Source organism: Klebsiella sp. HC6, from assembly GCF_022605325.1.
Classification (GTDB): Bacteria; Pseudomonadota; Gammaproteobacteria; order Enterobacterales; family Enterobacteriaceae; genus Klebsiella; species Klebsiella terrigena.
This window is the reverse complement of the sequence record NZ_CP093276.1, coordinates 2,839,170-2,865,576: the sequence shown is the minus strand read 5'-3', so window position 1 is coordinate 2,865,576 and position 26,407 is coordinate 2,839,170. Positions and strand designations below refer to the sequence as shown.

Annotated in this window: 22 protein-coding genes and 4 pseudogenes; 12 read left to right on the top strand and 14 right to left on the bottom strand. The window is 57.0% G+C overall.

What is annotated here, in order from left to right:
• Positions 1-94: 94 nt before the first annotated feature.
• From MMW58_RS13940 to MMW58_RS13910, 7 genes and pseudogenes are all read right to left on the bottom strand, one after another.
• Positions 95-1,558: a mannitol dehydrogenase family protein gene (locus tag MMW58_RS13940; RefSeq protein WP_241723617.1), complete on the bottom strand. Its 1,464-nt coding sequence runs from the start codon at positions 1,556-1,558 to the stop codon at positions 95-97.
• A gap of 161 nt (positions 1,559-1,719) precedes the next feature.
• Positions 1,720-3,054: an MFS transporter gene (locus tag MMW58_RS13935; RefSeq protein ID WP_241723616.1), complete on the bottom strand. Its 1,335-nt coding sequence runs from the start codon at positions 3,052-3,054 to the stop codon at positions 1,720-1,722.
• A gap of 62 nt (positions 3,055-3,116) precedes the next feature.
• Positions 3,117-3,341, bottom strand: a pseudogene (locus MMW58_RS13930) (bifunctional D-altronate/D-mannonate dehydratase); the annotation flags it as partial.
• Positions 3,342-3,450: 109 nt separating this feature from the next.
• Positions 3,451-4,827: an MFS transporter gene (locus MMW58_RS13925; protein WP_241723615.1), complete on the bottom strand. Its 1,377-nt coding sequence runs from the start codon at positions 4,825-4,827 to the stop codon at positions 3,451-3,453.
• A gap of 51 nt (positions 4,828-4,878) precedes the next feature.
• Positions 4,879-5,883, bottom strand: coding sequence for a Zn-dependent oxidoreductase (locus tag MMW58_RS13920; protein WP_159236939.1), 1,005 nt, complete (start codon positions 5,881-5,883; stop codon positions 4,879-4,881).
• Positions 5,884-5,893: 10 nt separating this feature from the next.
• A complete protein-coding gene (gene manD / locus MMW58_RS13915) occupies positions 5,894-7,108 on the bottom strand; it encodes a D-mannonate dehydratase ManD (RefSeq protein WP_045858379.1) in 1,215 nt (404 codons plus the stop codon).
• A 216-nt stretch (positions 7,109-7,324) separates the two neighbouring features.
• On the bottom strand, positions 7,325-7,651 hold the full coding sequence (locus MMW58_RS13910) for a YnfA family protein (protein ID WP_241723614.1): 327 nt from the start codon (positions 7,649-7,651) through the stop codon (positions 7,325-7,327).
• Between the two features lie 148 nt (positions 7,652-7,799).
• On the opposite strand from MMW58_RS13910, the gene MMW58_RS13905 reads away from it, so the two are divergent.
• Positions 7,800-8,141: a DUF1283 family protein gene (locus MMW58_RS13905; protein WP_133599636.1), complete on the top strand. Its 342-nt coding sequence runs from the start codon at positions 7,800-7,802 to the stop codon at positions 8,139-8,141.
• Positions 8,142-8,211: 70 nt separating this feature from the next.
• Complete coding sequence (gene speG, locus MMW58_RS13900; protein WP_041145744.1) at positions 8,212-8,772, top strand: spermidine N1-acetyltransferase; 561 nt, start codon at positions 8,212-8,214, stop codon at positions 8,770-8,772.
• On the opposite strand, the gene MMW58_RS13895 is transcribed toward speG, so the two are convergent.
• A complete protein-coding gene (locus MMW58_RS13895; protein WP_371823011.1) occupies positions 8,766-9,443 on the bottom strand; it encodes a YnfC family lipoprotein in 678 nt (225 codons plus the stop codon). The genes speG and MMW58_RS13895 overlap by 7 nt on opposite strands.
• Positions 9,444-9,579: 136 nt before the next feature.
• Between MMW58_RS13895 and MMW58_RS13890 the strand changes: the two genes are divergently transcribed.
• The 9 genes and pseudogenes from MMW58_RS13890 to clcB all read left to right on the top strand — a co-directional run bounded on the left by MMW58_RS13890 (position 9,580) and on the right by clcB (position 20,050).
• Positions 9,580-9,849, top strand: coding sequence for a DUF1161 domain-containing protein (locus MMW58_RS13890; protein ID WP_241723725.1), 270 nt, complete (start codon positions 9,580-9,582; stop codon positions 9,847-9,849).
• Positions 9,850-9,997: 148 nt separating this feature from the next.
• Positions 9,998-11,416: pseudogene (locus MMW58_RS13885) on the top strand (molybdopterin-dependent oxidoreductase); the annotation flags it as partial.
• Positions 11,417-11,754: 338 nt separating this feature from the next.
• Entirely contained in the window at positions 11,755-13,098 is a 1,344-nt protein-coding gene (locus tag MMW58_RS13880; protein WP_117095514.1) for a site-specific integrase, read from the top strand.
• Positions 13,099-13,992: 894 nt separating this feature from the next.
• Entirely contained in the window at positions 13,993-14,403 is a 411-nt protein-coding gene (locus tag MMW58_RS13875; protein WP_117095513.1) for a DUF6971 family protein, read from the top strand.
• A gap of 88 nt (positions 14,404-14,491) precedes the next feature.
• Positions 14,492-15,619, top strand: a complete 1,128-nt coding sequence (locus tag MMW58_RS13870) for a hypothetical protein (protein ID WP_241723612.1) — start codon at positions 14,492-14,494, stop codon at positions 15,617-15,619.
• Positions 15,620-16,033: 414 nt separating this feature from the next.
• Positions 16,034-17,065, top strand: a pseudogene (locus MMW58_RS13865) (molybdopterin dinucleotide binding domain-containing protein); the annotation flags it as partial.
• Between the two features lie 11 nt (positions 17,066-17,076).
• Positions 17,077-17,934: a DmsC/YnfH family molybdoenzyme membrane anchor subunit gene (locus tag MMW58_RS13860; protein ID WP_241723611.1), complete on the top strand. Its 858-nt coding sequence runs from the start codon at positions 17,077-17,079 to the stop codon at positions 17,932-17,934.
• A gap of 43 nt (positions 17,935-17,977) precedes the next feature.
• Positions 17,978-18,586: a Tat proofreading chaperone DmsD gene (dmsD, locus tag MMW58_RS13855; RefSeq protein WP_133599631.1), complete on the top strand. Its 609-nt coding sequence runs from the start codon at positions 17,978-17,980 to the stop codon at positions 18,584-18,586.
• Positions 18,587-18,766: 180 nt separating this feature from the next.
• The gene (clcB, locus tag MMW58_RS13850) at positions 18,767-20,050 is read left to right on the top strand and encodes a voltage-gated ClC-type chloride channel ClcB (protein ID WP_133599630.1); all 1,284 of its coding nucleotides are present in this window, start codon (positions 18,767-18,769) and stop codon (positions 20,048-20,050) included.
• On the opposite strand, the gene bioD is transcribed toward clcB, so the two are convergent.
• The 3 genes from bioD to MMW58_RS13835 form a co-directional block, all read right to left on the bottom strand.
• The gene (gene bioD, locus MMW58_RS13845; RefSeq protein ID WP_076946855.1) at positions 20,012-20,707 is read right to left on the bottom strand and encodes a dethiobiotin synthase; all 696 of its coding nucleotides are present in this window, start codon (positions 20,705-20,707) and stop codon (positions 20,012-20,014) included. The genes clcB and bioD overlap by 39 nt on opposite strands.
• A 252-nt stretch (positions 20,708-20,959) precedes the next feature.
• Positions 20,960-22,180 carry a sugar metabolism global transcriptional regulator Mlc gene (mlc, locus tag MMW58_RS13840; protein ID WP_045858401.1) on the bottom strand — a complete coding sequence of 407 codons (1,221 nt, stop codon included), beginning with the start codon at positions 22,178-22,180 and terminating at the stop codon, positions 20,960-20,962.
• 124 nt (positions 22,181-22,304) lie between these two features.
• On the bottom strand, positions 22,305-23,207 hold the full coding sequence (locus MMW58_RS13835; protein WP_041145753.1) for a LysR family transcriptional regulator: 903 nt from the start codon (positions 23,205-23,207) through the stop codon (positions 22,305-22,307).
• Between the two features lie 117 nt (positions 23,208-23,324).
• Here MMW58_RS13835 and MMW58_RS13830 point away from each other — a divergent pair, with 117 nt between their 5' ends.
• Positions 23,325-24,578 (top strand): MFS transporter, encoded by a 1,254-nt coding sequence (locus tag MMW58_RS13830; RefSeq protein ID WP_045858404.1) that lies wholly within the window; start codon positions 23,325-23,327, stop codon positions 24,576-24,578.
• 33 nt (positions 24,579-24,611) lie between these two features.
• Here the strand turns inward: MMW58_RS13830 and MMW58_RS13825 are convergent, their stop codons facing one another.
• From MMW58_RS13825 to MMW58_RS13815, 3 genes and pseudogenes are all read right to left on the bottom strand, one after another.
• Positions 24,612-24,704: a KPN_01571 family protein gene (locus MMW58_RS13825; RefSeq protein WP_217698319.1), complete on the bottom strand. Its 93-nt coding sequence runs from the start codon at positions 24,702-24,704 to the stop codon at positions 24,612-24,614.
• 117 nt (positions 24,705-24,821) lie between these two features.
• A pseudogene (locus MMW58_RS13820) lies at positions 24,822-25,405 on the bottom strand (LysE family translocator).
• A gap of 43 nt (positions 25,406-25,448) precedes the next feature.
• A complete protein-coding gene (locus MMW58_RS13815) occupies positions 25,449-26,288 on the bottom strand; it encodes an AraC family transcriptional regulator (protein ID WP_241723610.1) in 840 nt (279 codons plus the stop codon).
• Positions 26,289-26,407 lie beyond the last annotated feature (119 nt).

Here is a 26,407-nt window from a genome sequence, read left to right as displayed (position 1 = left end):
GATCGGCGGAATGACGTATGGGCAAGACGCGCTGGCGAACGCCGTTCGCCAAAGCCGGGTTAATGCCGCCGGAGCCGGCGGCATTGAAGCGAGATTACTGCGCCAGCGCCCAGGCCGCAACGGTCGCCTTAGCCCCCCGGCGCTGCAGCGAGAGATAGGCCTGAGTCACCGCATCGACAAAGCGCGGATCCTGCGCCAGGCTGGCGCCAAAGATAGCCTCGATACCGAGCAGCGCGTTCACCCGCGCTTCGCCATCGGCGCTCGCGCGCACGGCCTGCTGAATCACCGGCAGCAGCGGGTCGCAAATCTCAATCGCCTCGCCCCGGTCGTCGACGCCGCTGACGTAGCGCATCCAGCCGGCTACGCCCAGCGCCAGCAGGCTAAAATCGCTCCGCTGCGCCAGATGCCAGCGCACCGAATCCAGCATTCTCTGCGGCAGCTTCTGGCTGCCGTCCATCGCAATCTGCCACGTCCGGTGCTGAAGCGCCGGATTGCTATAGCGTTCGATCAGCAGCCCGGCGTAGCGAGCCAGATCAACGCCCTGCACTTTCAGCGTCGGCGCCTGTTCGTTGAGCATCAGGCTGCGGGCGGCGCGAAGATAGTTCTCGTCCTGCATACAGTCGTTAATGTGCTGATACCCGGCAAGGTAGCCGAGATAAGCGAGGAAGGAGTGGCTACCGTTGAGCATGCGCAGCTTCATCTCTTCAAACGGCACAACGTCGGCCACCAGCTCGGCGCCCGCCTTTTCCCATTCCGGGCGTCCGGCGACAAAATTATCCTCAATGACCCACTGACGGAACGGCTCGCAGGCGACGCCGGCCGGATCGCGCACGCCGGTCAGCTGTTCGATTTTATCCAGGGTCGCAGGGGTCACTGCCGGAACGATGCGATCGACCATCGTTGACGGGAAGGTCACGTTAGCGGCGATCCAGTCGGCAAGCTCGCTATCGATAGCCCGCGCCAGGGCGCAGACTACGTTGCGCAATACGTGGCCGTTTTCCGGCATATTGTCGCAGGACATCACGCTGAATGCCGGTAAACCGGCGGCTTTACGACGCGCCAGCGCTTCCACGATAACGCCGGGCGCAGACTTCGGCTGATGCGGGTTTTGGACATCGGCGACAATCAGCGGATGATCCAGCTGCAGCCTACCGGTGGCCGGTGAATGGCAGTAGCCCTTTTCCGTGATGGTCAGCGAAACAATCGCCACCTGCGGTTCACACATTTTTGCCAGCACGCTTTCCAGCCCTGCAACCTGCGCATGCATCGCCTGCTTCACGACGCCGACCACCCGAGCGGTCCAGGCATCCGCCGACATTTCAGCGACGGTATACAGCAGGTCCTGCTGCTGCAGATCGGCAATTTGCTGCTCGCCGCCAATCAGGTTTACTTCGGTATATCCCCAGTCGCTGCCGTGTTCCGCGGCCAGAATATCGGCATAGACCGCCTGGTGCGCGCGGTGAAAGGCGCCGAAACCGAGGTGAACGATACGGGAAATCAGTTTTGTACGATCGTAGTCAGGAAGTGCAGCCTTTGCCACCAATAGCTTGTTTTGCATTATATAACCTACTTATAAATGAAATCAGGACTGTCTCAGAGTAACGCCTGTATGGTTGTATGTTTTGATTTGAATTAAGTTTTGCAGTATTGGTATGACATCATTTTGAAGTTATGTACCACGCGGGGAGGTTTTGGCGGCATTGAAGCCGCCAGGGATTATTAGTGTTTTTGCCACTGCTGGTATTCACGCTTGAGCCGCTGTGGTGCAGTTTCTGGCATCATAAGTAAGCCAATTATTGAGATAACACCCAAAACAATGACATAGGTTGCAAGTCCGTAATAATGGCCACCTGTAACTTGCAGAATCTTCACCGCCACCAGGCCAAGGATCCCGCTACCAATAAGAGATCCCATCTGCCAAATCAATGCAATACCGCTACAACGAATATGGGTCGGGAACAGTTCAGGGAAATATGATGCCTGTGGGGCATAACACATACTGTGCCCTACGCTCAGAACCAAAATCATCACTAACTGCGTAAGCCAGAAACTATCCTGATTAATAGCAAGGAAGAATGGAACGATCATAATAACTTGAATCAACGCTCCAATAATATAAACTGGTTTGCGCCCGATTTTATCACATAGCGATCCCATCAGCGGTATTGCAATAATTTCTATTATTACAGCAACAATCATTGCTTCCATCAAAATATTAGCATCAAGATTATTTGCCTTACCATAGGCCAAAACAATGACTGTAAACATCGCGAATGTACACGCTTCGATCAATTTTGCGCACACCCCCTTTACAACAATTCCGGGGAAATCACGAATAACTTCAACCAATGGGCGAGATTCTTCAGCCTTGGTCTCACGAATTTGAGCGAACACTGGCGATTCATCAATTTTTAAACGAATAAACAACCCTACAATAACCAGTAGCAGACTTAACAGGAACGGTATACGCCACCCGTAGTCCATCATCGCCTCTGGAGAGAGCGTGGCATTCAATAATGCAAACAGAGCTAATGGAAGCAGAAAACCAACTGGTGCACCGATTTGAACCCAACTGGAGAAGAATCCACGATGCTTTGGTTCAGAATATTCAGCTGTCATCAATACCGCACCGGCCTGCTCACCACCAACACCAAAGCCTTGTAACACACGAATAAAGATAAGCAATGCTGGAGCCCAAATACCAATTTTTTCATACGTTGGTAACAGCCCAATACAAAACGTACCTAACCCTACAATTAATATAGTAATCACCAGCGCTTTTTTACGGCCAACCTTATCGCCGATATGACCAAAAACAATCCCACCTAATGGCCGCGCTAAGAAACCAACTGCATATGTTGCAAAAGCAGCAAGAGTACTAATTAAAGGATCGTCACTTGGAAAAAATAGATGTCCAAAAAAGAGTACTGCTGCCGTTCCGTATGCAAAAAAGTCATAATATTCTGCAGCGGTCCCAATTGCAGATGCAGAGGCCACTCGGCGAATAATAGGTTTATTACCTACACCACTTTTAACTTCGACTGAACCAACCATAGGTTTTTTACCTTTTATAGGGTATTGAGTTAATCAACATCTTTCGTGCGTACACATTATGCTTACCCGTTCCCCAGGGTACCGTCTCCTCTCCGGGCAACCGGTAGACAGTCCGGATCGGACGGGTATTTTGCCCTCAGCACTCGTCAAACTTATTACTCAGCCCGGATGTCACCAGGCTGCGTATAGCCATTATCTAAGGTTTAACTACGGGGAAAAACGTCGAGCATCTGTTCGGAATAGCGCTTGTACTCCCGGAAGCCAAAGTTCAGTACCCACAGGTCAAATTAGCCTTAGGCGAAGTGCGTTCTGCGACCGGGAGGCCATGGTTAATATCAATAATCACTTTTCAGATATAAAACCAGAAAATAATAGCGCCGAACTATAGGCTGTTATTTAAATATACTGACCGGATTTTTCGTCTTTAGGCAGCGGAACCGTATCGGCGGCATCGTTTGCCAGGCTCAGGTCGCGGTCGCGCACTTCCGGCATCAGGAGTGCGGCAAGCAGGCCGATAACCGAATAACTCACCAGCATCACCACTACCGGCAGCCACGAGTCGGTCATATTACAGAAAATGCCCGCCAGCACCGGGCCGAAACCCACGGCAACCAGCCCCCCCATCTCTTTTGAGATAGCCATGCGGGTGAAGCGATTGCGCGATCCAAATAGCTCGGCCATCGTAATATTTTCCAGCGCAAACAGGCCCAGCACCGCCACGTTATGAATAACAACCAACGAGGCCATAATGGTGCTCACGCTGTGGCTTTTATCCATGATAATCGCCAGCATCGGATAGGCTAAAATAATCGCCGAGATATTGACGATAATATACGGCGTGCGCCGCCCTACTTTATCTGAAAGCCAGCCCAGCAGCGGAATAGTGATAAAACCGATCGCCGAGCTAATCATTAACGCATCTGTCGGGATTGCTTTATCAAACAGCAGGGTTTGCACCAGATAGCCCGCAAGGAAGGTTTGAATCAGCCCCGAGTTGCCCGCCTGGCCGAAGCGCAGGCCGGTTGCCAGCCAGAATGATTTACTCTTCAGCATCGCGCCAAAGCTATTCTCCTGGCTGCTGGCGGCGCTCTGCCGACTGCCGCCCTCGGCGACTTTTTCAAATACCGGGCTTTCTTTGAGGTTCAAGCGCAGCCAGATGGCGAAGATCATCACCACCACGCTGGCAAGGAACGGAACGCGCCAGCCCCACGCCACCAGCTGCTCGCGGTCGAGCAGGAAGAACATCACCGCCCAGATTGCCGTAGCGCTGAGGGTGCCGCAGTTGGTTCCCATCGCCACCAGCGAGGAGATAATCCCGCGCTTACCTTTCGGCGCATATTCTGCCAGCATCGTACCGGCCCCGGATATTTCCGCTCCGGCGCCCAGCCCCTGAATCACGCGCAGGGTGACCAGCAGCACCGGCGCAAGGATCCCCACCTGCGCATAGGTGGGCAAAACGCCGATCAGCGTCGTACAGATGCCCATCATGGTGATGGTAATAAAAAGAACCTTCTTGCGGCCGATGCTATCGCCCATTCTGCCGAAAATAAACGCCCCGACGATGCGGGCAATATATCCGGCGCCGTAGGTCCCCATGGCTAAAATCAGCGCCATCGCCGCAGACTGTTCGGGGAAGAATATTTCATGGAATACCAGCGCGGCGCCTAAAGAATAAAGCTGGAAATCCATAAACTCCAGCGCGGTACCTAACCAACCGGATACAGCCGCGCGGATGAGATCGGAGGTTGTTCTCTCATTCTTTACTGTCGTCATCTTTATAATCTCTAATTGTGTAGGATATAGAGTCTGGCGTTGTATTGGCTGTCAGAAGGTTAATAAAACCTTACAGCAACTCTTGCGGTCATTTTCAAACAGCTCAATTGCCTCAGCGACCTGTTGATAGTCAAAGGCATGGGTAATTAACATTTCCGGATTAATGAGCCCCTGTTCCAGCCAGCGCAAAACAATCGGGAATTTATTGGCGTTAAGCCGCGAGGAAAATATCGACAGCTCTTTACCAGTAATCCCCTGCTGCGCCACCTGTGACGGCTCGGTAGAGAATCCCATCAGGACAATTCTGGCCGCCGGTGAAGCCAGCGTTACCGCCTCCTGTAATATTGTCGGGTGGCAGGCGGCGTCGATAATCAGCGTCGGCTTCACCTCTAACACCTCGGCTAATGAGTGCTCGCCGTTATTGATCGTGCGGTCGGCACCGTTGCGTTTGGCCATTTGCAGACGTTCATCGATTCGGTCAACCACAATCACCTGGCCGACTTTGTACACCTGCTTAAGAACCTGGATGGTGGTTAAGCCCATCGGGCCGGCACCGTAAACCAGCGCCACGTCCTGCTCGGTCGGCGTCACTTGCCCGGTCACGTTGGCGGCGATAGTGAAGGGTTCAACCATCACCGCATGCCGGTCCGGAACGCTGTCCGGCACCCGCCAGGCGTTTTTCGCCGGTACCACCGCATACTCGCTGAAGCCGCCGTCCCGGTGCACGCCGATAACCACCAACGAGGTGCAGACGTTCGGTTTGCCGACCGAGCAGGGATAGCAGCGTCCGCAGCTGATAACCGGATCCACGCACACCCGCTGACCTATGGCTTTATCCGTCACATCGGCGCCAACGGCATCGATAGTGCCGAAAAACTCATGGCCGATAACGCGCGGGTATTTTGCAAAGGGGTTGTGGCCGCGATAGATATGGCTATCCGAACCGCATATTCCCGCCAGCTGCACCTTGACCCGAACTTCCCCCGCGGCAGGCTCCGGCAGCGCGCGCTCTTCAATCACCAGCTCATTGGGCTGGCGGATAACGATACTTTTCATTTTGTTCTCCTTACCAGTTCCACAAGGTGCCATCTTCTAACCGCGCCACCGGCAGGCAGGCCGGGTCGTAGGGATATTTCGCCGCCAGCTTCTCGTCAAACTCAATGCCCAGCCCCGGCTTTTCGCCAGGGTGCATATAGCCGTTATCGAACGTCCAGCTATGCGGGAAAACGTCGAGCATCTGCTCGGAGTAGCCCATGTACTCCTGGACACCGAAGTTCGGCACCCACAGATCAAAGTGTAGCGCCGCCGCCATGCAGACCGGCGACAGGTCGGACGGGCCGTGCGAGCCGGTGCGCACCTGATAAAGCGAGGCAAAATCGGCGATACGGCGCATGCCGGTGATCCCGCCGGCGTGGGTCACGGTGGTGCGGATATAGTCAATCAGCTGCTCCTCTATCAGCTGCTTGCAGTCCCAGATGCTGTTAAAGACTTCCCCGACCGCAATGGGGGTCACGGTGTGCTGGCGGATCAGACGGAAGCACTCCTGATTTTCTGCCGGAGTCGGGTCCTCCATCCAGAACAGACGATACTCCTCGATGCTCTTGCCAAAGCGCGCGGCCTCGATCGGCGTCAGGCGATGGTGCATGTCATGTAACAGGTGTTCATTGAAGCCAAATCTTTCGCGCACGGCGGCGAACAGCTGCGGGGTAAAATCAAGATACTTCTCCGTCGACCACAGCTGCTCTTCCGGCCACAGGCCCTTGGTCGCCGGCTCGTAGGCCTGCCCTTTACCTTTTGCCATCCCGTAGGTGGTCTTCATTCCCGGAATACCGCACTGCACGCGGATGGCCTTAAAGCCCATCTCTTTGTGGCGAGCGTAGTCATCCAGCACTTCGTCAATGGAGTGGCCCGTGGTGTGGCAGTAAACCATCACCCCGTCACGGGATGCTCCGCCCAGCAGCTGATACAGAGGCATCCCCGCCGCCTTCGCTTTAATATCCCACAGGGCCATATCGACGGCGGAGATAGCCGACATGGTCACCGGCCCGCGGCGCCAGTAGGCTCCCTTGTAGAAGAACTGCCAGATATCTTCGATACGCTGCGCATCGCGGCCGATAAGCTGCGGGCAGAGGTGATCCTGCAGGTACGATGCGACGGACAGCTCGCGACCGTTTAAGGTGGCATCTCCCAGCCCGACGATGCCGTCATCGGTGGTGATTTTTAGGGTGACAAAGTTACGTCCGGGACAGGTGACGAAAACTTCAGCGGCAACGATCTTCATCTTTTTCTATTCCTTACATCTCTGCGGTTAGTGAATAAAATTAAATCACCAGACCTACTACCATACAAGTATAATGATCGAAAAAGATGCCATTGGTCACATTAATGTCCGGGCCCGACGCGCGGCCGCTGGCTGAAGAAAAGCGATAAACAGAGGTGAAAACAGGCGCGATGCCGCGTGACCGACGCATCGTCTGCGCTGCGCCCGTAAGGTTAGCTAGGCGCGGCCCCAGCCGGCGATGATAATGAGCATCCCGCACAGCGCAATAACCGCGCCGGCCCAGTCGTAGTGGCTGAGCTTAACGCCGTCAACAAAGCGCAGCCACAGCAGCGCGGTGCAGACGTAGACTCCGCCGTAGGCGGCGTAAACGCGCCCGCTCGCCGCCGGGTGCAGGGTCAGCAGCCAGACGAACATCGCCAGCGCGAGTACGGCGGGCAGAAGCAGCAGCGGCGTGGCGCCCCGCTTTAGCCAGAGCCAGGGTAAATAGCAGCCGAGGATTTCGCACAGGGCGGTGGCAAAAAAGAGCAGCGTGGTTTTGAGCATTAAAGATACGTAAATAGCGCAGAGAGTGGCGGCATTCTACGCGATAATTGCCGCGCTCCCACTTCCTTTTGCCGGGTATGCCGTAGAAAAGAGATGTAGTAAACTCATATTAAGGGCTAACCCTTTTTATCACTCAAAGGAAACCGTGATGAAAATGACACTGAACAAACGCTGGTGCCTGACCGCCATGCTGGCGCTAAGCGCCGCGGCCTTCACCGCCTCGTCTTTTGCTAAAACCGACACGCTGGTGATCGAATCCGGCGATAGCGCGCAGAGCCGCCAGCACGCCGCCATGGAAAAAGAGCAGTGGAACGATACCCGCTCTTTACGCCATAAGGTCAACACCCGCACCGAGAAAGAATGGGATAAGGCCGACGTCGCTTTTGATGCCCAGGATAACTGCCAGAAAAGCGCGAACGTCAACGCGTACTGGGAGCCAAACACCCTGCGCTGCCTCGATCGCCGCACCGGGCGCGCGGTAGCACCGTAACCCGTCACGCATGGCGCCTGCGGGCGCCATAATTCATTATTATCGCCAGCATTGCTGCACAGGAACTCCCATGACTGACGCTCATACCGTCAAGCTGCGCCCGCTAGAGCGCGAAGATCTCCGTTTTGTTCACCAGCTCGATAACAACGCCAGCGTCATGCGCTACTGGTTTGAAGAGCCGTATGAGGCCTTTGTCGAGCTCTCGGACCTCTATGACAAGCATATTCACGATCAGAGCGAGCGCCGGTTTGTGATTGAGTGCGACGGGGAAAAAGCCGGTCTGGTCGAGCTGGTTGAGATTAACCACGTCCACCGCCGCGCCGAGTTTCAGATTATTATCTCCCCGGACTATCAGGGGCGAGGTCTCGCGACCCGCGCCGCTAAGCTGGCGATGGACTACGGCTTTACCGTACTCAACCTCTATAAGCTGTACCTCATCGTCGACAGCGAAAATGAAAAAGCGATCCACATCTACCGCAAGCTTGGGTTTATGGTGGAGGGCGAGCTCATTCACGAGTTTTTCATTAACGGCGAATACCGCAATACTATTCGGATGTGCCTGTTCCAGCATCAGTACCTTAGCGAACACCGCCCGCAGGGCCCGACGCTGCTGAAGCCAACGGCTCAGTAGTATTCGATGCTATTTTTGATGGTGTAGCGGCGGGTTAACGGCGGCTGCACGCTTTCATCGATAACCTGCAGCTCGCACTTCACCGGGTTGTCGTGACTGTCGTAGTCGCAGGTCTGCCGCACGCTGCCTAGCTCGCGATCGTTAAAGGTGCTCACCGCCGTGTAGTCCAGTTTTCTACGCGGATCGGCCGCCGGCGTTGAGACCACCGTAAAGCGTTCGTCTTTGGCGGTGGTGGTTTTGCCTAGCGGATAGCCTTCGTCATCATAGCGGTAGCTGGCCGTGGTCTCTTTGCCGCGGGCGGTCACCACAAAGCCGTTATCATCCGTTTCCCAGCTCACTCCCGCCGACGGCATTTCGGCAAGCTGACACTTTCCCTGCAGGCGCAGGCGCTTTTCACGCGTTTGCGCATCGAGATAGTAGTTCGCGTCGAGCAGCAGCGTGGCGCCGGTGTTATTTTCGCGATCCTGGAAAGCCAGCAGATCGAAGCAGCCCTCGCTGGATAATCGCCCGCTGACCTGTTTCACCACTTCATCATGCTCATCGAGCAGCGTCTGGCTGAAATCTTTCACCGGGCCACGCAGCGGGTCAAATTCAAACTCGTTGGAGAAACTCGCCATTTCTGGCGTAAAGGCCTGCGGCGCGGATTGATTATCGCAGGCGCTTAGCGCCATGGTCGCTAAAACCAGTAAAAACAGTTTATTCACGGCCGATTCCTTCTGTGAACCTATGCAATCATATTAGCAAATACAATTGTTTACACCAGTTCTGCTATGCTTAAATCTGGATGACGTCAATAAGGAGTTTATGATGAAAATATCCCCCTTGCTATGCGCGGCTCTGCTGCTGGGTTCGGCATCAGCGCTTGCCGCACCGGATTCCTGCGAACGGGTAAAAAACGATATTCAGCAGAAAATTATCAATAACGGCGTGCCGGCGACGGGCTTTAGCCTGAGCATCGTCCCCAGCGACCAGCCTGACCAGCCCGGCGCCCAGGTTGTCGGACACTGCGCCAACGACACCTTTAAAATCACCTATACCCGCAGCGCCGGCACCGACAGCGACAGCGAAGCGCAGTAACCCCGCCCCGGCTTCAAGTGAAGGATATTATCCCTGGGTTGACCAGGGATAATATTCATCTACCTCTATATAAGTATTATGACTCTCCCATCCGCTCGAATGCAGAACCCGGCGGAATGTCATCATAATAACAATCAGGGAGTGAGTAATGTCTTATCCGGAATATGACGGCGGCCTCAGCCGTCGCGCGCTAATTAAATCCTCAGCGATCGGTTCACTGGCGTTAGCGGCCGGCGCAGTGTCGCTGCCGTTTAGCCTGCGCGGCGCGGCGGCGGCCGTTCAGCAGGCCACCCAGGGCGAAGAACGGGTGGTGTGGGGAGCCTGCTCGGTGAACTGCGGCAGCCGCTGCGCGCTGCGTCTGCACGTGCGCGACGACGAAGTGGTATGGGTTGAGACCGATAACACCGGGCAGGATATTTATGGCGATCACCAGGTGCGGGCGTGCCTGCGCGGCCGCTCTATCCGCCGGCGGATCAACCACCCTGACCGCCTGAACTATCCGATGAAACGAGTCGGTAAGCGCGGCGAAGGAAAGTTTGCCCGCATCAGCTGGGACGAAGCGCTGGACACTCTGGCGAGCAGCCTGCAGCGGATCGTTAAAGAGTACGGTAACGAAGCGGTTTACATCAACTACTCCTCCGGGATCGTCGGCGGCAACATGACCCGCTCGTCGCCCTCCGCTTCCCCGGTAACCCGCCTGATGAACTGCTACGGCGGCTCTTTAAACCAGTACGGAACCTACAGCACCGCCCAAATTGCCTGTGCCATGCCCTACACCTACGGCAGCAACGAGGGCAACAGCACCTCCGACATCGAAAACAGCAGGCTGGTGGTGATGTTCGGCAATAACCCGGCGGAAACCCGCATGAGCGGCGGCGGGATAACCTATTATCTCGAACAGGCTCGCGAGCGCTCCAACGCCAGAATGATCGTTATCGATCCGCGCTATACCGACACCGCCGCCGGCCGCGAAGACGAGTGGATCCCCATTCGCCCCGGCACCGACGCGGCGCTGGTGGCCGGCATCGCCTGGGTGCTGATAACGGAAAACCTTGTCGACCAGTCGTTCCTTGATACCTATTGCGTAGGCTACGACGAAAAAACGCTGCCCGCAGGCGCGCCGGCAAACAGCCATTATAAGGCCTGGATCCTTGGCGAAGGAAATGATGGAACCGCTAAAACGCCGCAGTGGGCGTCGCGGATTTGCGGCATTCCTGCCGACCGCATCGTCAAGCTGGCGCGAGAGATCGGCAGCACCAGGCCGGCCTGTATTTGTCAGGGCTGGGGGCCGCAGCGCCAGGCCAACGGCGAGCTGGCCGCCAGGGCCATCGCCATGCTGCCGATTCTGACCGGCAACGTCGGGATTAGCGGCGGCAACAGCGGCGCGCGCGAATCAACCTATACCATCACCATCGAGCGGCTGCCGGTGCTGACTAACCCGGTGAAAACCGCCATCTCCTGCTTTAGCTGGACCGACGCCATCGCGCGCGGGCCGGAAATGACCGCCCTGCGCGACGGCGTACGCGGCAAGGATAAGCTGGACGTGCCGATCAAGTTCCTGTGGAACTAACTAAACGAAGGCCCAGAGAGGGAGCGCATAGCTAAACGCTATGTGACCTTATTCAATCAATGGGCTACTTTATGCATTCATATTCATATTACCAGCATAACAATTCACTTCCCTGTCTGTCCCTATCTGTTGATACCAAAAGTTTAAACCCAGCGTCACATCTCAAGGGTGACACAAGGGTGACACAACTAGGGTATCTGGCCATGTCGCAATTAGCGCGCCCTCAACTGGTCAGGAGGAAGTCTGGGCGATATACTGTGCGCTTCCGTATGGTAGGGCATACCGTCCCACTAATCAGCCTGTCAACGCGAACCACTATCAGGAGCACCGCTGTAATGCGTCAGAATGAACTAGCAGCAGCCGCTAAGGCATTCCTTCTGGATAAGCCCGAAGTATCCGCCAAGGAGCTGAGAGAGCACCTGATGACCATCGCCGAGGGGTTACTCACAGAACCAACGGACGACTACTGGAATGGCGTTGAGGTGGCTGTATTAGAGGACGCTAAGGCGAATCTTCGCCATATAGCAGCAAGGGAGCGGCTCACAGTCGAGCAGCAGGCATACATAGCGGAAGCCTTGAAGGTGCTGACGGCAGGACAGCGCAGGGTTGATTACGGGGACGCTTCTGGCCTCCTTGAGTTCGTGGCCTCTGGCCGACCCTCTGGTCCCAATAGTAATGATTACGATGATAATAACCACACAAACGAGTCAACTTTAAGTGACGCTGTGTCGATTCTGAAAGTTGAGCAAGGCGATGACCCTGTAGATTTCAACAGGCTGACGGATTCAGTGCTAGCCGAGAAGGCGCTATCACTCAAGAAGTCCAGTTATGCGGACCTGCGGGCATCTCTGGGCTCTGTCTTGCGTTACATCCCGGATGGGATGGATATCATGAATCGTGCGGAGTGGCTGGGCGTCCGGGACGCTATGGTAGCTGATGGCCTTGCCTATTCGACAATCAACAAGTTGCTCACCAAGTCAAAGATGGCGATTGACTATGGTCTTATGAATAAGCAGTTACCAAACGGCAGGAACCCCATAGAGCGCCTGAAGCTGACCAAGGATGCGGAGTCCAAGCGCCGGGCATTCACAGATGACGAGGTGGCGGCCTTACTGGAACAGGTGGGCCATGTAGACAGCTCCGACAGTGTTACCCGCAAGTGGGCCGCGATGCTGTCTGTAGTGACTGGAGCGCGGGCAGCGGAGATAGCTCACCTGACCAAACGTGACATTGTAACGATTGACGGGATTACCTGTATTGATATTAACGAGAACGGCCATCATAAATCCGTTAAGAATAAACACTCGGTGCGCCTTGTGCCTCTGACCACGAGTAAGGCGATTGGCTTCGATGTGGAGGAGTTCCTTGAGTGGGTCAGTAGAGTTGACTGTGATACCGACGCCCCGCTATTCGGGATGACGCCTGCCGCATATTCCCACTGGTTTAACAGGAAGGTAGTCAGAGAGGCCCTCGGTGATGTCCAAAACGTTTCACTGCATAGCCTTAGGCATTGGCTTGCTTCACGTCTTAAAGGCCGTGGAGTGGCGCTGGTAGACGCTCAGGGAGTACTAGGTCATAGCAGCCAGTCGATAACGTTTGACCTGTACGGTAAGGGCCACGCAATCGGCAGGCTCAGAGACGCGCTTCAGGTGGCGTTGTCCGGTGAGTTTATCCAGTAAAGTCAAGCACTTTGAATTAGGGCACACTATAGGGAGACGGTGAGAAATTAATTTTATGATGCTAGCTGTGCTAGTGATGATACTCACTGTCCCTGTGTACACTTCACGCTGGCGCAGCTAGCACTGCTGACAATCAGCATTCCTTTAACCGTAACTCATCGCATCCTTTCGGGTGGAGTCTACGGGAATTTCACTCATGGTTTTTACATTGAGTCAAGCACTTGGAATCAGGCCGCACTATAGGGAGACAGTTAAACAATCTTCCACAGCCAACCAGCATAACAACTTTCCGTAGCCATGACACCACGACGTTGAGACGTCCATGACTGCACACTTTAACTAACAGCGACTCCTTCTCAAAGGACCGACTAAGCACTTCAGGGGGTGATGGGCCTGAAGAAAAGCTACAGCTACTATGACGGTTTCTACTTACGTGGAGACCAAGATATAGCTGGATGAGTTTTAACTTAAAGACCCTTAAAGACCCTTAAGATACTTATAGTTTAAATAATAGATTAATTAAAAGATAACTATTAGAACGCTAATTATTACTTAAAGTGAACTTAAAGAGGTGATGATATCAATCATAACAATCACCATACTCTGGGTCACTCACAGTCCTCTGTGTCTCCAGCCGAAGTACACCCGGCCCGATATGTATTACTCGAAGGGCGCGCTGTGTCTCATGGCGACCGCCGAAGGATTGACCCCAATGGACTTCAAGTAAGCCACTAGCCACCAGCTAGCACCATATTATCACCACCACTAGCCTTGCTAGCACCAAGTTCACTCCTGTTTGGAACTGACCGATGCGGGGAGACGCCGTAGGGATACCTATGGCCGACCGATAAGTTCCACACTTTTATCATCATTCCAAATAAGGAGAATCAAATTATGTCTATTTCATACCGTAAACTCGACATCAACCTGAGTGCCGACAAAGAGACCGTGCTGGTCTTCGGCCAAGAGATGTCCACCAAGTATTTCACTGAGATTGTAGTGACCGCAATGCTGAATGGTCTACCGGCCCTGAGCACAGGAGCACACGCCATCCTGACTTCCCTGCACGCAGCGGGTCTTAACGCTAATGACTACGGGGCATATTCCCGAGCGTGGGCTGAGAGCAACGCAGAGGCACGCCGGGAAGCCGAGCGTCAGCGCATTGAGAACGAGAAAGACCGCCAGCGCATCGCCGCTATGTACGCAACCCCTGAAGAAATCGCTAAAGAGGCCGCCGAGCGTAAGGAACGTAAAGCAGACCTTGAGCGCCGATTCAGCCGCAAAGGCGCTGCATTCGGTCTGTAAGTTCAACGGACTAATGGCACTGCGGGTCAGAACTCATGGTGCCAAACCAATATCAATCTCATTCAAATTAAATACAAGGAGGCATCCCATGCCAGAAGTAAAACGTATCGACTCGAACAATTCAAAGATTAAACACACCGACGCACTCCGCACCCACCTGCTGGATAAAGAAGGTAACAAGATTCCGCATAGCGTCTTTGGTACTGACACCACGCGCACCGAGATTATCTCTCAGGCTGACGGTACAGGCGAGACTATGAACGTTGGCTTTACTGACCGCTCAGGCCGCCCGCAGGCATTCGGTAATGACGTGACTGATTACGTTCAGGCCCTTGAGTCTGCGCTTGATGAGACGCTTAATGATGGTGATTTTATCGATGGGTTGAATACCGAAGTATTCCCCTGTGAGCAGCGCCCATTTGCCACTCTGCCGACTCCGATTAACCGCGAGACCCTGACTGATCGCACCGTCCGCTTCCTGTCTAACGGCGTGTATAACCCAGCGAATAACGCCCCGACCACTAAGGTGAAAGGCGGTCAGACCTTGATGGTTAACCCTGTGATTGCCGATAAGGACGCTAAAGAAACTGGTATTCTGTGCTCAGCGATTACCCATGTGTCCGACTTTGCGATGATGGGCGGCTGGACTGGCGCTGGCCTGATGGCTACGGCTACCGATATGGTTGACCAGTATCTGCGCAACATGACCTCTAAAGTTGTCGATGTGCTGCTAGATGCTCCAGACCTTCAGTTAACCAAAGTCGGCGCATTGTCTGGCAAAGCGTCAGCACAAGCCGATGACATTCTGGATGCTGTAGCTGTGAACCTGCCGTTCTACCTTGGCTCCTCACTGATCGATCACACTCTACTGGTCCCAGAGAAGTATGAAGCTATCCTCAATCGTGCAGCCCAGAAAGCGGGTATGACCGAGATTAGCGAACTGGTAGGCACTGCCGTTGCGCCTTACAGTGGTGATGATCGTGGCGTTATCATTCTACCTAAGAAGTACGCTATGTTATCTTTCCGCTCAACCCGCAGTGGCGACCTCGTTAACGTGTTGGTTACTCGTGACGCTAACCGTGCAGGCTATGACGTCGAACTGGTGGGCGCACTAGATGTCATGGCAACGGGCACCGTTAAGGTTAAGGCCGGAGCGTTCGACACTGAGGCGGCTGCAAGTTATCCGCTGGTCCACGTCCTGAAATTTGAGGACTAACCCTGTGAACCCTTGGAGGAAACTCTGAGGGTTTATTAAATGTTATGATATAACATACAAACTAAAATCAAGGAGGGCGCTATGTCAAACCTGATGATGCTCTATCTGGTCCTCCTTCTGGTGTATTACGTAGTGGAGGAGTTTTAAGAAATCACCACAAAAATCTGAGGGGATATGTAATAGTTCCCTTGTGAGTAATTCCCCCGTTACCGCTCCTTGCAGTCACAGCTATCTCGATAGCACAGCGAGACTACTCTCAGGGCGCCCACGCGTAAAGCTCTTTGGGGATAATTGTGGTGATACTGATGATGATGATACTGACCCAAGCGGTGACCCAAGCGGTGACACAAACAGATTGACCACCAGCCGCTGTGCGTGCTTAACTATCGGTGCCTCACTAGGTCTACTGCCCGTGAGTTCCTGTGGAACTACGCCGGGAATACCATTATCAATCAGCATTCTGACATCAACCGGACCCACGAAATCCTGCAGGACGACAGCAGGTGCGAAACCATCGTGGTGATCGATAACTTTATGACCTCATCGGCTAAATATGCCGACATCCTGCTTCCGGACCTGATGACCGTCGAGCAGGAGGATATTATCCCCAACGACTCCGCCGGCAATATGGGCTACCTGATCTTTATTCAGCCCGCCACCTCGCCGAAGTTTGAGCGCAAACCGATCTACTGGATCCTCAGCGAAGTGGCAAAGCGCCTCGGCGCTGAGGTCCTGCAAAAGTTTACCGAAGGGCGCACTCAGGAGCAGTGGCTGCAGCATCTTTACGCCCTGATGCTGGCGAAAGACCCCGCGCTGCCCGGCTACGACGAACTCAAAGCAATGGGGATCTATAAGCGTAAGGATCCCGCGGGCCATTTTGTCGCCTATCGCGACTTCCGCCGCGACCCGCTCGCCAATCCGCTCAAAACGCCCTCCGGTAAAATTGAAATCTACTCCAGCCGGCTGGCCGATATCGCCGCCAGCTGGCAGCTGGCGCCGGATGACACCATCAGCCCACTGCCGGTGTACGCCTCCACCTTCGAAGGCTGGGACGACCCGCTGCGCAGCCAGTTTCCGCTGCAGCTTTTTGGCTTCCACTATAAAGCGCGTACCCACTCGAGCTACGGTAACGTCGATATTCTGCAGGCCGCCTGCCGCCAGGAGGTGTGGATTAACCCGCTGGACGCCGAGCGGCGCGGGATTAAAAACGGCGATATGGTGCGCGTCTTTAACCAGCGCGGCGAGCTGCGCATTCCGGCAAAAGTGACGCCGCGCATTATGCCCGGCGTCTCGGCGATGGGCCAGGGTGCGTGGCATGACGCCAATATGGACGGGGATCGTGTCGACCGCGGCGCCTGCATTAATACGCTGACCACCCACCGTCCGTCGCCGCTGGCGAAAGGCAATCCTCAGCACACCAACCTGGTTGAAATTGCCAAAGCCTAAGGAGAACGAGCATGGGAAACGGATGGCATGAATGGCCGCTGGTGCTGTTTACGGTGCTGGGCCAGTGCGCGGCGGGAGCGCTCATCGTTAGCGGCCTGGGCTGGCTGTCGCTGAAAAATAACTCCGAGGCCCGGCAGCGTCTGGTGCGCAGCATGATCGCTATCTGGCTGATGCTGGGGGTCGGCTTTCTCGCCTCCACGCTGCACCTCGGTTCACCGCTGCGGGCGTTCAATTCGCTCAATCGCCTCGGCGAGTCGGCGCTGAGTAACGAAATCGCCAGCGGCATCATCTTCTTTGCCGTCGGCGGCCTGTGGTGGCTGCTGGCAGTCACCAGCAAAATGCCCGCCGCGCTGAGCGCGCCGTGGCTGGCCGCGAGCATGCTGCTGAGGGGCGTTTTTGTCTTTGCGATGACCCGGGTTTACCAGATTGATACCGTCCCGACATGGTATAATGGCTATACCACCGGCGCCTTTTTTCTGACCATGCTGCTGAGCGGGCCGCTGTTTGCCGCACTGCTGCTGCGCGCCGCCAACGTGTCGTTTAACGGCAGCGTCTTCGCCTCGCTGAGCGTTCTGGCGCTGCTGGCCAGCATTGCCATCGTCGTGCTGCAGGGTTTTGGCCTCGGCGATATTCACAGCTCGGTGCAGCGCGCCGGCGCGTTGGTTCCGGGATACGGGTTCTGGCAAACCTGGCGCATCGCGCTGCTGGCCCTTGGTCTCGGCTGCTGGCTGTGCCCGCTTATTCGCGGCATCCGCCCGCGTACCGGCGGGTTATGCCTCGGGCTGCTGCTGGTACTGGCCGGAGAACTGATTGGCCGCGGCCTGTTTTATGGCCTGCATATGACCGTCGGCACGGCAGTTGCCGGTTAATTTTTCGCGCGCGGACAGCCGCGCCGCAGTAAGGAATATAAGCATGATGCAACCCCCATTCCGCGACGCCGTCGCGCTGAGCGCCCGCACCCTCGGCGCGCTATTTTCGTTTGCCCCACAAAGCGAGCAGGCCGCCCCGCTGGTCAGCGCCCTTCGCGATGGAAGCTGGCAGGCCCAGTGGCCCTTTGCGGTGCCCGCCGAGGTGGTTGCCCGCTTCGCCGAGCACAACGACGAGCCGCTGGCCGAGGCGTGGCAGCGCCTGTTTATCGGCCCCTGGGCCCTGCCGGCGCCGCCGTGGGGCTCCGTCTGGCTGGATAAAGAGAACGTCCTGTTCGGCGATTCGACGCTGGAACTCAGGGAGTGGATGCGGCAGAACGGCATCGCCCGCGCCGCGCAGAACAACGAGCCGGAAGATAGCTTTGGCACCCTGCTGCTGCTGGCCGCCTGGCTATGCGAGTCCGGGCAGGATGAGGCCTTTTCGCAGCTGCTGGCCCGGCATCTGCTCCCCTGGTCGGGCCGCTTCCTGGCGGTTTTCGTTAGCGAAGCCGGGCATCCGTTCTACCAGGCCCTGGGTCAGCTAAGCCAGGCCACGCTGGCGGAGTGGCAACACGCGCTGACTCTTGCCGTCGCCGAAAAGCCGCTCTATCGCTAGCCTCACCGCCATATCGAGGGACTCGGGATGGCCAGCCGATGAGTGACAACGTCACATAAAATGTCTTCCGTTCCTCCTTTTGCGCCGCTGCGCGGCGGCAAAGGAGGCACTTATCGCTTTTGCTTATAACGTTATTCCCCTGCACAATAAGGCACCCATTCCCGCAACGCGTAATGTCCGATGCATCGTTTGCCTGCTTATCCTGATATTCAGGTCATGTTTCGCCGCCTGCTGGTCGCCACGCTGATCGGTATTCTGGCGGCGCTCGCCGTAGCGCTCTTTCATGCCGCAATGGGGCTGCTGGAGGCGCTGCTCCTCAGCAACCGGAGCGGAAGCCTGGTCAACGCCGCCGAATCGCTGCCGTGGTGGCGACGGCTGCTGACGCCGGCGGCCGGCGGATTTGCCGCCGGCACCCTGCTCTGGCTCTGGCAGCGCCGCACCCGCCAGCGTCCGCATGCGCCGACCGATTATATGGAGGCGCTGGAAACCGGCGACGGCCGCTTCGATACGCCGGCCAGCCTGATAAAATCCTGCGCCTCTCTGCTGGTGGTGACCACCGGCAGCGCCATTGGCCGCGAGGGGGCGATGATCCTGCTGGCGGCGCTGGCGGCCTCGCAGTTCGCCCGGCGCTTTACGCCAAAGGAGGAGTGGAAATTATGGGTTGCCTGCGGCGCCGCCGCCGGGATGGCCAGCGCCTATCACGCTCCCCTCGCCGGAAGCCTGTTCATTGCCGAGATTCTGTTCGGTACGCTGATGCTGGCCTCGCTCGGCCCGGTGGTTATTTCAGCGGTTGTTGCGCTGCTGGTCAGCCATCTGCTCAACGGCAGCCAGCAGCCCCTCTACCAGGTGACGCTCAGCCTTACCCTCACCGCCGTTCACTACGGGCTGATGCTGGCGACCGGACTGCTGGCCGGGCTCTGCGGGCCGCTCTTCGTCTGGCTGATGGGCTGGAGCCACCGCGGCTTTCTGCGCCTGCGCCTCTCGCCGCCCTGGCAGCTGGCGCTCGGCGGCGTCATCGTCGGCCTGCTGTCGCTGCTGACGCCAGCGGTGTGGGGCAATGGTTACAGCACGGTGCAGAGCTATCTCCAGTCGCCGCCGCTGCTGGGGGCAATCGCCGTGGTATTCGCCTGTAAACTGCTTGCGGTACTGGCCAGCAGCGGCTCAGGCGCGCCCGGCGGCGTGTTTACGCCGACGCTGTTTGTCGGGCTGGCAATGGGCATGCTGTTCGCCAGCTTCACCGGCCTGTGGCTGCACGGTTCGGAGGTGGCGATTATGCTGGGTCTGGCCGGAATGGCGACGTTGCTGGCGGCAACAACGCACGCGCCAATTATGTCGACCCTGATGATTTGTGAAATGACCGGGCAATATGCGCTACTGCCCGGCTTACTGATTGCCAGCGTGCTGGCATCGGTGCTATCCCGAACGCTACGCCAGGACTCGATCTACCGCCATCACCTCACCTAGCCGCGCCAGGTCAATATACTGGCTCAGCTCGCGCTGTTCGGCGCGCGGCAGATAGGGCAGTTCGCCGATCAGCGGACCCGGCAGCTTTTTGCTTAGGACGTCGATGATTTCAGCGTAGTGCGCCAGCCCCGGGTTAATGCGGTTGGCGACCCAGCCGATAAGCGGCAGGCCGTCATTGGCGATGGCCTGCGCGGTCAGCAGGGCGTGGTTGATACAGCCCTCCTGAATGCCCACCACCATCAGCACCGGCAGCTGCTCCTGCACCACCCATTCGGAAAGCGGACGCAGATCGTTCATCAGGCTACGCCAGCCGCCGGTTCCCTCAACCACCACGTGGTCGACCTGGCCGCTCAGGCGCTGCAGTCCGTCCGTCAGCAGCCCGTAGTTGATGGGGCCGCTGTGCGCCACGCTGCTTTCATCTTCGCTTAACGCTATGGGATTGACAGCATCATAGGGTAACGCCAGCGTCGACACGCTTTGTAAAATCAGCGCGTCTTTGTTACGCAACCCGTCCGGCGTCTCTTTGCTGCCCTTCGCCACAGGCTTGTATCCGGCGACGCTTTTGCCCTCAGCGGCCAGTGCCTGCAGCAGCGCACGCGAAACCACCGTCTTCCCGACGGCGGTGTCAGTACCTGTTATAAAGAAACGCTTAAACATCACTAACCCCACAGTTATGTTGATGAAATATATACCCGTCATGCTTCAGGCGGCATAGCGGTTAGCGCTCCTCGCTCACCCTGAACGCTTAGCGAAGTAAGGCGTCGGGATTCCCTGCGTAGCGGCCTTCCGGCTGCGCGAATCGTGCGGATATATACAGAAAATGGATAGAAAACTGTGGGAAAAGTCTACGCGAAGCCGGCGAATGCCAGCTTGAGATAGCGCAATTTTTAGTGTGACTATGAAAAAATGTTAACCCTGTAACAGTCGTATCAGCAGCGATCCGTTATAGAGGGCATCTTTGACCAGCGCGGCACCGGCCATGGTTCCGCGGTTGGAGAACTGGGTGCTTTCGACGGTAATGTGTCGGCTATAGGCCGGCAGCGACTGTTGACGAATGCAGTCAGAAATAGCCGGAAACAGGATATCCGCCGCGAGGCTAAACGGAGAGCCGATAAGAATTTTTTGCGGATTGAAGAGGTTAACCATGATTGCCAGAATTCGCCCAACGTGCTGGCCGACGCCGCTGATAATATCGCGAGCCAGCAAATCACCCTGCAGCGCCGCCTGACAGAGCCACTCCACGCTCAGCGGCTGCTGGTGCAGCATTGAGCTCATTGATTTGGTCATCCTTACCTGCGCGAGTTCCAGCACGCTCTCAACGCTGGCAATGGTTTCCAGACAGCCGTGGTTGCCGCAGTAGCAGCGCTTGCCGTAAGGGTCGACCTGAGTATGGCCGATCTCCACCAGGCTGCTGCTCCCGGCGTGCAGCAGGCGGCCGTCGGTAATCACCCCGGCGCCGACGTTATGGTCAATCACCACCTGAATCACGTCCCTCGCCCCCCTGGAGGCGCCAAACAGCGACTCCGCCATGGTCCAGGCGCTGATATCGTGCTGAATATAAACCGAAACTCCGGTATGGTTGGCCAGCACTTCGCCGAGCGGCAGATCCTTCACGTCGTCATAGAACGGCATCCGATGGATGATGCCATTTTCGGTATCGATAATTCCCGGCATGGTCACGGCGATTGCCGTCAGGCGTTCCAGCTTCTTTTGATGGCGAATAAAAAAGCGGTCGATATGCTCAACGACCCGGCTCAGGAAAGGCTGTTCATGCTGCAGCGCCAGCTCGAGCTGCTCTTCGACCACCAGCTTGCTGCTTAAGTCGCGCAGCGCGAGGTGAATCTCTCCCCGGCTGATGCGCACGGAAAGATAGTGCCAGGCCTCGGTTTCCACCATCAGGCCCACCGCCGGACGCCCGCGGCTGCCCGGATCCTGGATTTCCGTCTCCTGCACCAGATGCGCTTCCAGCATCTCGCGGACAATTTTGGTGATGCTGGCCGGCGCCAGCTGGGCAAAACGGGAGAGGTCGATGCGCGATACCGGGCCAAGCTGATCGATCAGGCGATACACTGCTCCTGCATTGGTCTGCTTTATTTGATCGATATGGCCAGGCTGACTATCCGCTACCACCGTTGACTCCCTTTATTTTCGCGCTTCGAAATAAACTTTCAGCTATGGTGAAGCACTTCGACGGTGCACGTCAAATTTTTGCTTAGCCTTGTGATTTACCGCACAATTTTGAGCTAATTTTGTCCTAATTGTGCATCAAAGCGGCGTGAAGAAGCTGCTCCCGGAAGCGCTGCGCCGCCTGCCCCTGCTCGCGGTGCTTCGACCAGACCAGCCACATTTCGGAAACGGCGTCCTGCTCGACGATCGGCAGCCAGCGCATCTCATTGAGCTGAACCCGCTTAAACGAGGCTGGCAGAATGGACACGCCAAGCCCGGACGACACCAGACCGATAATCGTCATCGCCTCGCCGACCTCCTGAGCAATCGTCGGCGTGAGGCCGTAGCGGCGCATCAGGCCGAGAATATCGTCGTACAGCCCGGTACCCACGTGCGGGTCAAAAAAGACGAACGGCTGACGCGCCAGCTCCGCCAGGCTGACCGCATCCTGGCGCGCCAGGGGATGATCGCTGGGCACCATTGCCAGCAGCGGTTCGCGCAGAATGCACTGCCACACCAGCGTTTCCGGCAGCCGGGTGTTGCGCATCAGCCCGAGGTCTAACGCCCCTTCGTTAAGCGGCACAATTTGTTCCCGAGTATTGGTTTCCCGGGTCTGGATATGCACGTCCGGATAGCGGCGGCGAAAGGTCGACAGGGTATCGGAGACGGCCTTAATAAACGGCGCCGAAGAGGTAAAGCCGATATGCAGTTCGCCGGTTTCGCCATGGTGCAGGCGCCCCGCCCGGGCGGCGGCATCCTCAACCTGGGTGAGAATTTGGCGGCTATCGGCAAGAAACTGCTTTCCCGCCGCCGTCAGGCTGACGCTGCGGTTGGTGCGGGCAAACAGCCGGGCGCCGATCTGCTGCTCGAGGATCTGAATCTGCTGGCTCAGCGGCGGCTGGGAGATATTCAGCCGCGCCGCCGCGTGGCCAAAATGGAGCTCTTCGGCGACGGCAATAAAGTAGCGCAGGTGGCGCAGCTCGATATTCATATTTAAAACGTCTTATTTGAGATTATTAATATATTAGACAGAATATTTACATTTTCATACTCTAAAAATGTGATCTGTGAGGTCACCTAACCCCGAGTTTCTCAGCAAGGATTTTCCGTGAGTCGTACAACTACCGTTGACATCGCGCCGGCAAGCGAAGTCATCGACAATAATGTGGTATCCCAGCCAAATCAGTTTATCAAACGCGGTACCCCTCAGTTTATGCGCGTCACCCTGGCGCTGTTCTCTGCCGGTCTCGCCACCTTTGCCCTGCTCTACTGCGTACAGCCGATTCTACCGGTCCTGTCGAGCGAGTTCGGCATCTCACCGGCCAGCAGCAGTATTTCGCTGTCGATTTCCACCGCCATGCTCGCCGTCGGGCTGCTGTTTACCGGTCCCATCTCGGATGCCATCGGGCGTAAAAAGGTGATGGTCACCGCGCTGGTGCTGGCCTCCTGCTGCGCCCTGCTGTCAACGGTCATGACCACCTGGCACGGGATCCTTATCATGCGCGCGCTGATCGGCCTGTCGCTCAGCGGCGTGGCCGCCGTCGGCATGACCTACCTGAGCGAGGAGATCCACCCCAGCGTGGTGGCCTTCTCGATGGGGCTGTACATCAGCGGCAACTCGATCGGCGGCATGAGCGGACGCCTGCTCACCGGGGTGTTTACCGACTTCTTCGGCTGGCGCGTGGCGCTGGCGGCGATCGGCTGCTTTGCCCTCGCCTCGGCCATTATGTTCTGGCGAATTTTGCCCGAGTCGCGCCATTTCCGCCCGACCTCGCTGCGGCCAAAATCCCTGCTGATTAACTTCCGCCTGCACTGGCGCGATCGCGGCCTGCCGCTGCTCTTTCTCGAAGGGTTCCTGCTGATGGGGGCTTTCGTGACGCTGTTTAACTACATCGGCTATCGTCTGATGATGTCCCCGTGGTCGCTGAACCAGGCGGTGGTCGGCCTGCTCTCTGTCGCCTATCTGACCGGAACCTGGAGCTCGCCGAAGGCCGGGGCCATGACCGCCCGCTACGGACGCGGCCCGGTGATGCTGGTCTCTATCGCGGTGATGCTTGGCGGCCTGCTGCTGACGCTTTTCCCCTCGCTGTGGCTGATATTCAGCGGCATGCTGCTCTTTTCTGCCGGTTTTTTTGCCGCGCACTCGGTCGCCAGCAGCTGGATTGGCCCGCGCGCCCGCCGCGCCCGCGGCCAGGCATCGTCGCTGTATCTGTTTAGCTACTATCTGGGTTCCAGCATTGCCGGGACCTTAGGCGGGGTGTTCTGGCATAACTACGGCTGGAATGGCGTTGGCGGCTTTATTGCCCTGATGCTAACGGCAGCACTCGTTACCGGCGCCTGTTTGCACAGGCGTCTGAAATAGCGAGTAATCACGTGGCCTTCACGGCCACGCTGCTCACCACATACCCAGTATCGATGAGGCCCCCAGCAGCTCTCTGACGGCGTCGATTGAAAGGAGTGCGATAAACAGCAAGGTGAACGGATTCATATTAACCCCGCATCAGCGGCCCTGGCTCCCTATGAGTTTAGCCGCTGGCTGAGAAAGAATCTGCTATCCTGGCCACATCATGATGACATTATGATGACCGCCGCCGTCGCGGGCTTGCTACAGCATTCCCGCCCACGCGGAAATCAGCAGCAGCAGCGCCATCGCGCGCTGGAAGCGAACCAGCGCCGCGGGGGTGCGAAAGACCCGGTTGACGATCTGTCCCAGCCACGCCCAGGCTGCCAGAGGCACAGCAGCGAAATCACTAAGAACCACGCCGCCATCCGCGCAATGCTCCACATCGCCCCTTCGCCGGCGGGCGCAAACAGGCCAACCACCGCGAGCGCCATCATCCACGTCTTCGGATTAACTATCTGCAGCAGCGCGGCAGCGCGAGCGGTAAAGCGTGCAGCCGTGGACGTTTGCAAATTCGGCGCCGGAGCGTTGAACAGCTGCCAGCTAAGCCAGCTGAGCCACAGCGCGCCGGTCCAGCTCATCAGCTGGCGGACCAGCGGATGATGATGCAAAAGCTCCCCGGCGCCGGAGATCAGGACGATGACGCTGGCCGAGACGCAGGCTCCCACCACCGCAGAGAGCGTCGCACGTACGCCATAGCGCTGGCTGTTGGTGAGGATCAGGATATTCGTCGGCCCGGGGGTAATGGAGGCGACGAAGGCAAAAAGCAGATAGGGCAGCAGATCCACAGGTGACTCCTTGTTGTCAGGAGCCACCACTGTGCGGCTATTTTCAGGAAACGTCTGGAAGGTTTGTGCACAGGCGCCGGTAGTGGGCCGGGGTGAGTCGATACGAACGCAGGACCCAGCGGCCAAGATGGCTTTGATCGGCAAACCCCGTCGCGGCGGCGACGTCCACCGGCAGCTCGCCGCAGGCCAGCAGCTGTCGCGCTTTCGCCAGCCGCAGCTGGATAAGCCACGCGTGCGGCGCGAGGTGAAACTCGCGCTTAAAACAGCGCGTCAGCGTGAAGCGATCGGTCCCGGTGACCGCCGCCAGGTCGGCAAGACCGATATTGTCGCCCATATGCGCATACAGATAATCCCTCGCCCGGTGCGCCACCGCCGCGCTCCGAATATGCGACGGCAGCTTCTTCCGCCAGCTGCAGTGCGCGGTGAGCTGGGCCAGCAGGTCATCCATACGGCTCTGCTGCACGATGCGCATCTCATTGCCGTGCAGCGTTGAAAACGTCTCGCCGATAGCCCGAACCAGCCGCGGCTCGCGGGTCAGGGTGCGGGTAAAATGGAGCGAGTAGCTGTCGGGAACCGACTCGTAGAGGCCCTGCAGGGTGTGCGCCAGCCAGCGTTCGTCGAGATAGAAGGTCAGATAGGTGAAGCCCCCCGCCACCGGCGCGTCGCCGTCGTGGATCTCGCCGGGCTCAAGCAGGAAGGCGTCGCCGGGATGGCTACGATGGCGCTCCCGGCGACAGGAGAACTGCTGGGTCCCGGACAGGGTTATCCCCACCAGATAGCTGTCGTGCCAGTGCGGATCGTAGGCATGCCCCTCGAAGTGCGCCTTGATGGTTTCAATTCCCGAATCTGCATGCTGTCGCAGCTCAAGCCAGTCGTTTGTCATAATCTCTCCCCCACGCCATCAGCATTGTCTATCCTTTTACGTCTGTCTGGAAGATTTGTGCAGTTCAGCGCATCGCCAATCCCGGCAGGCAATTCACTCGCGTCGCTCGACCCGCCCGG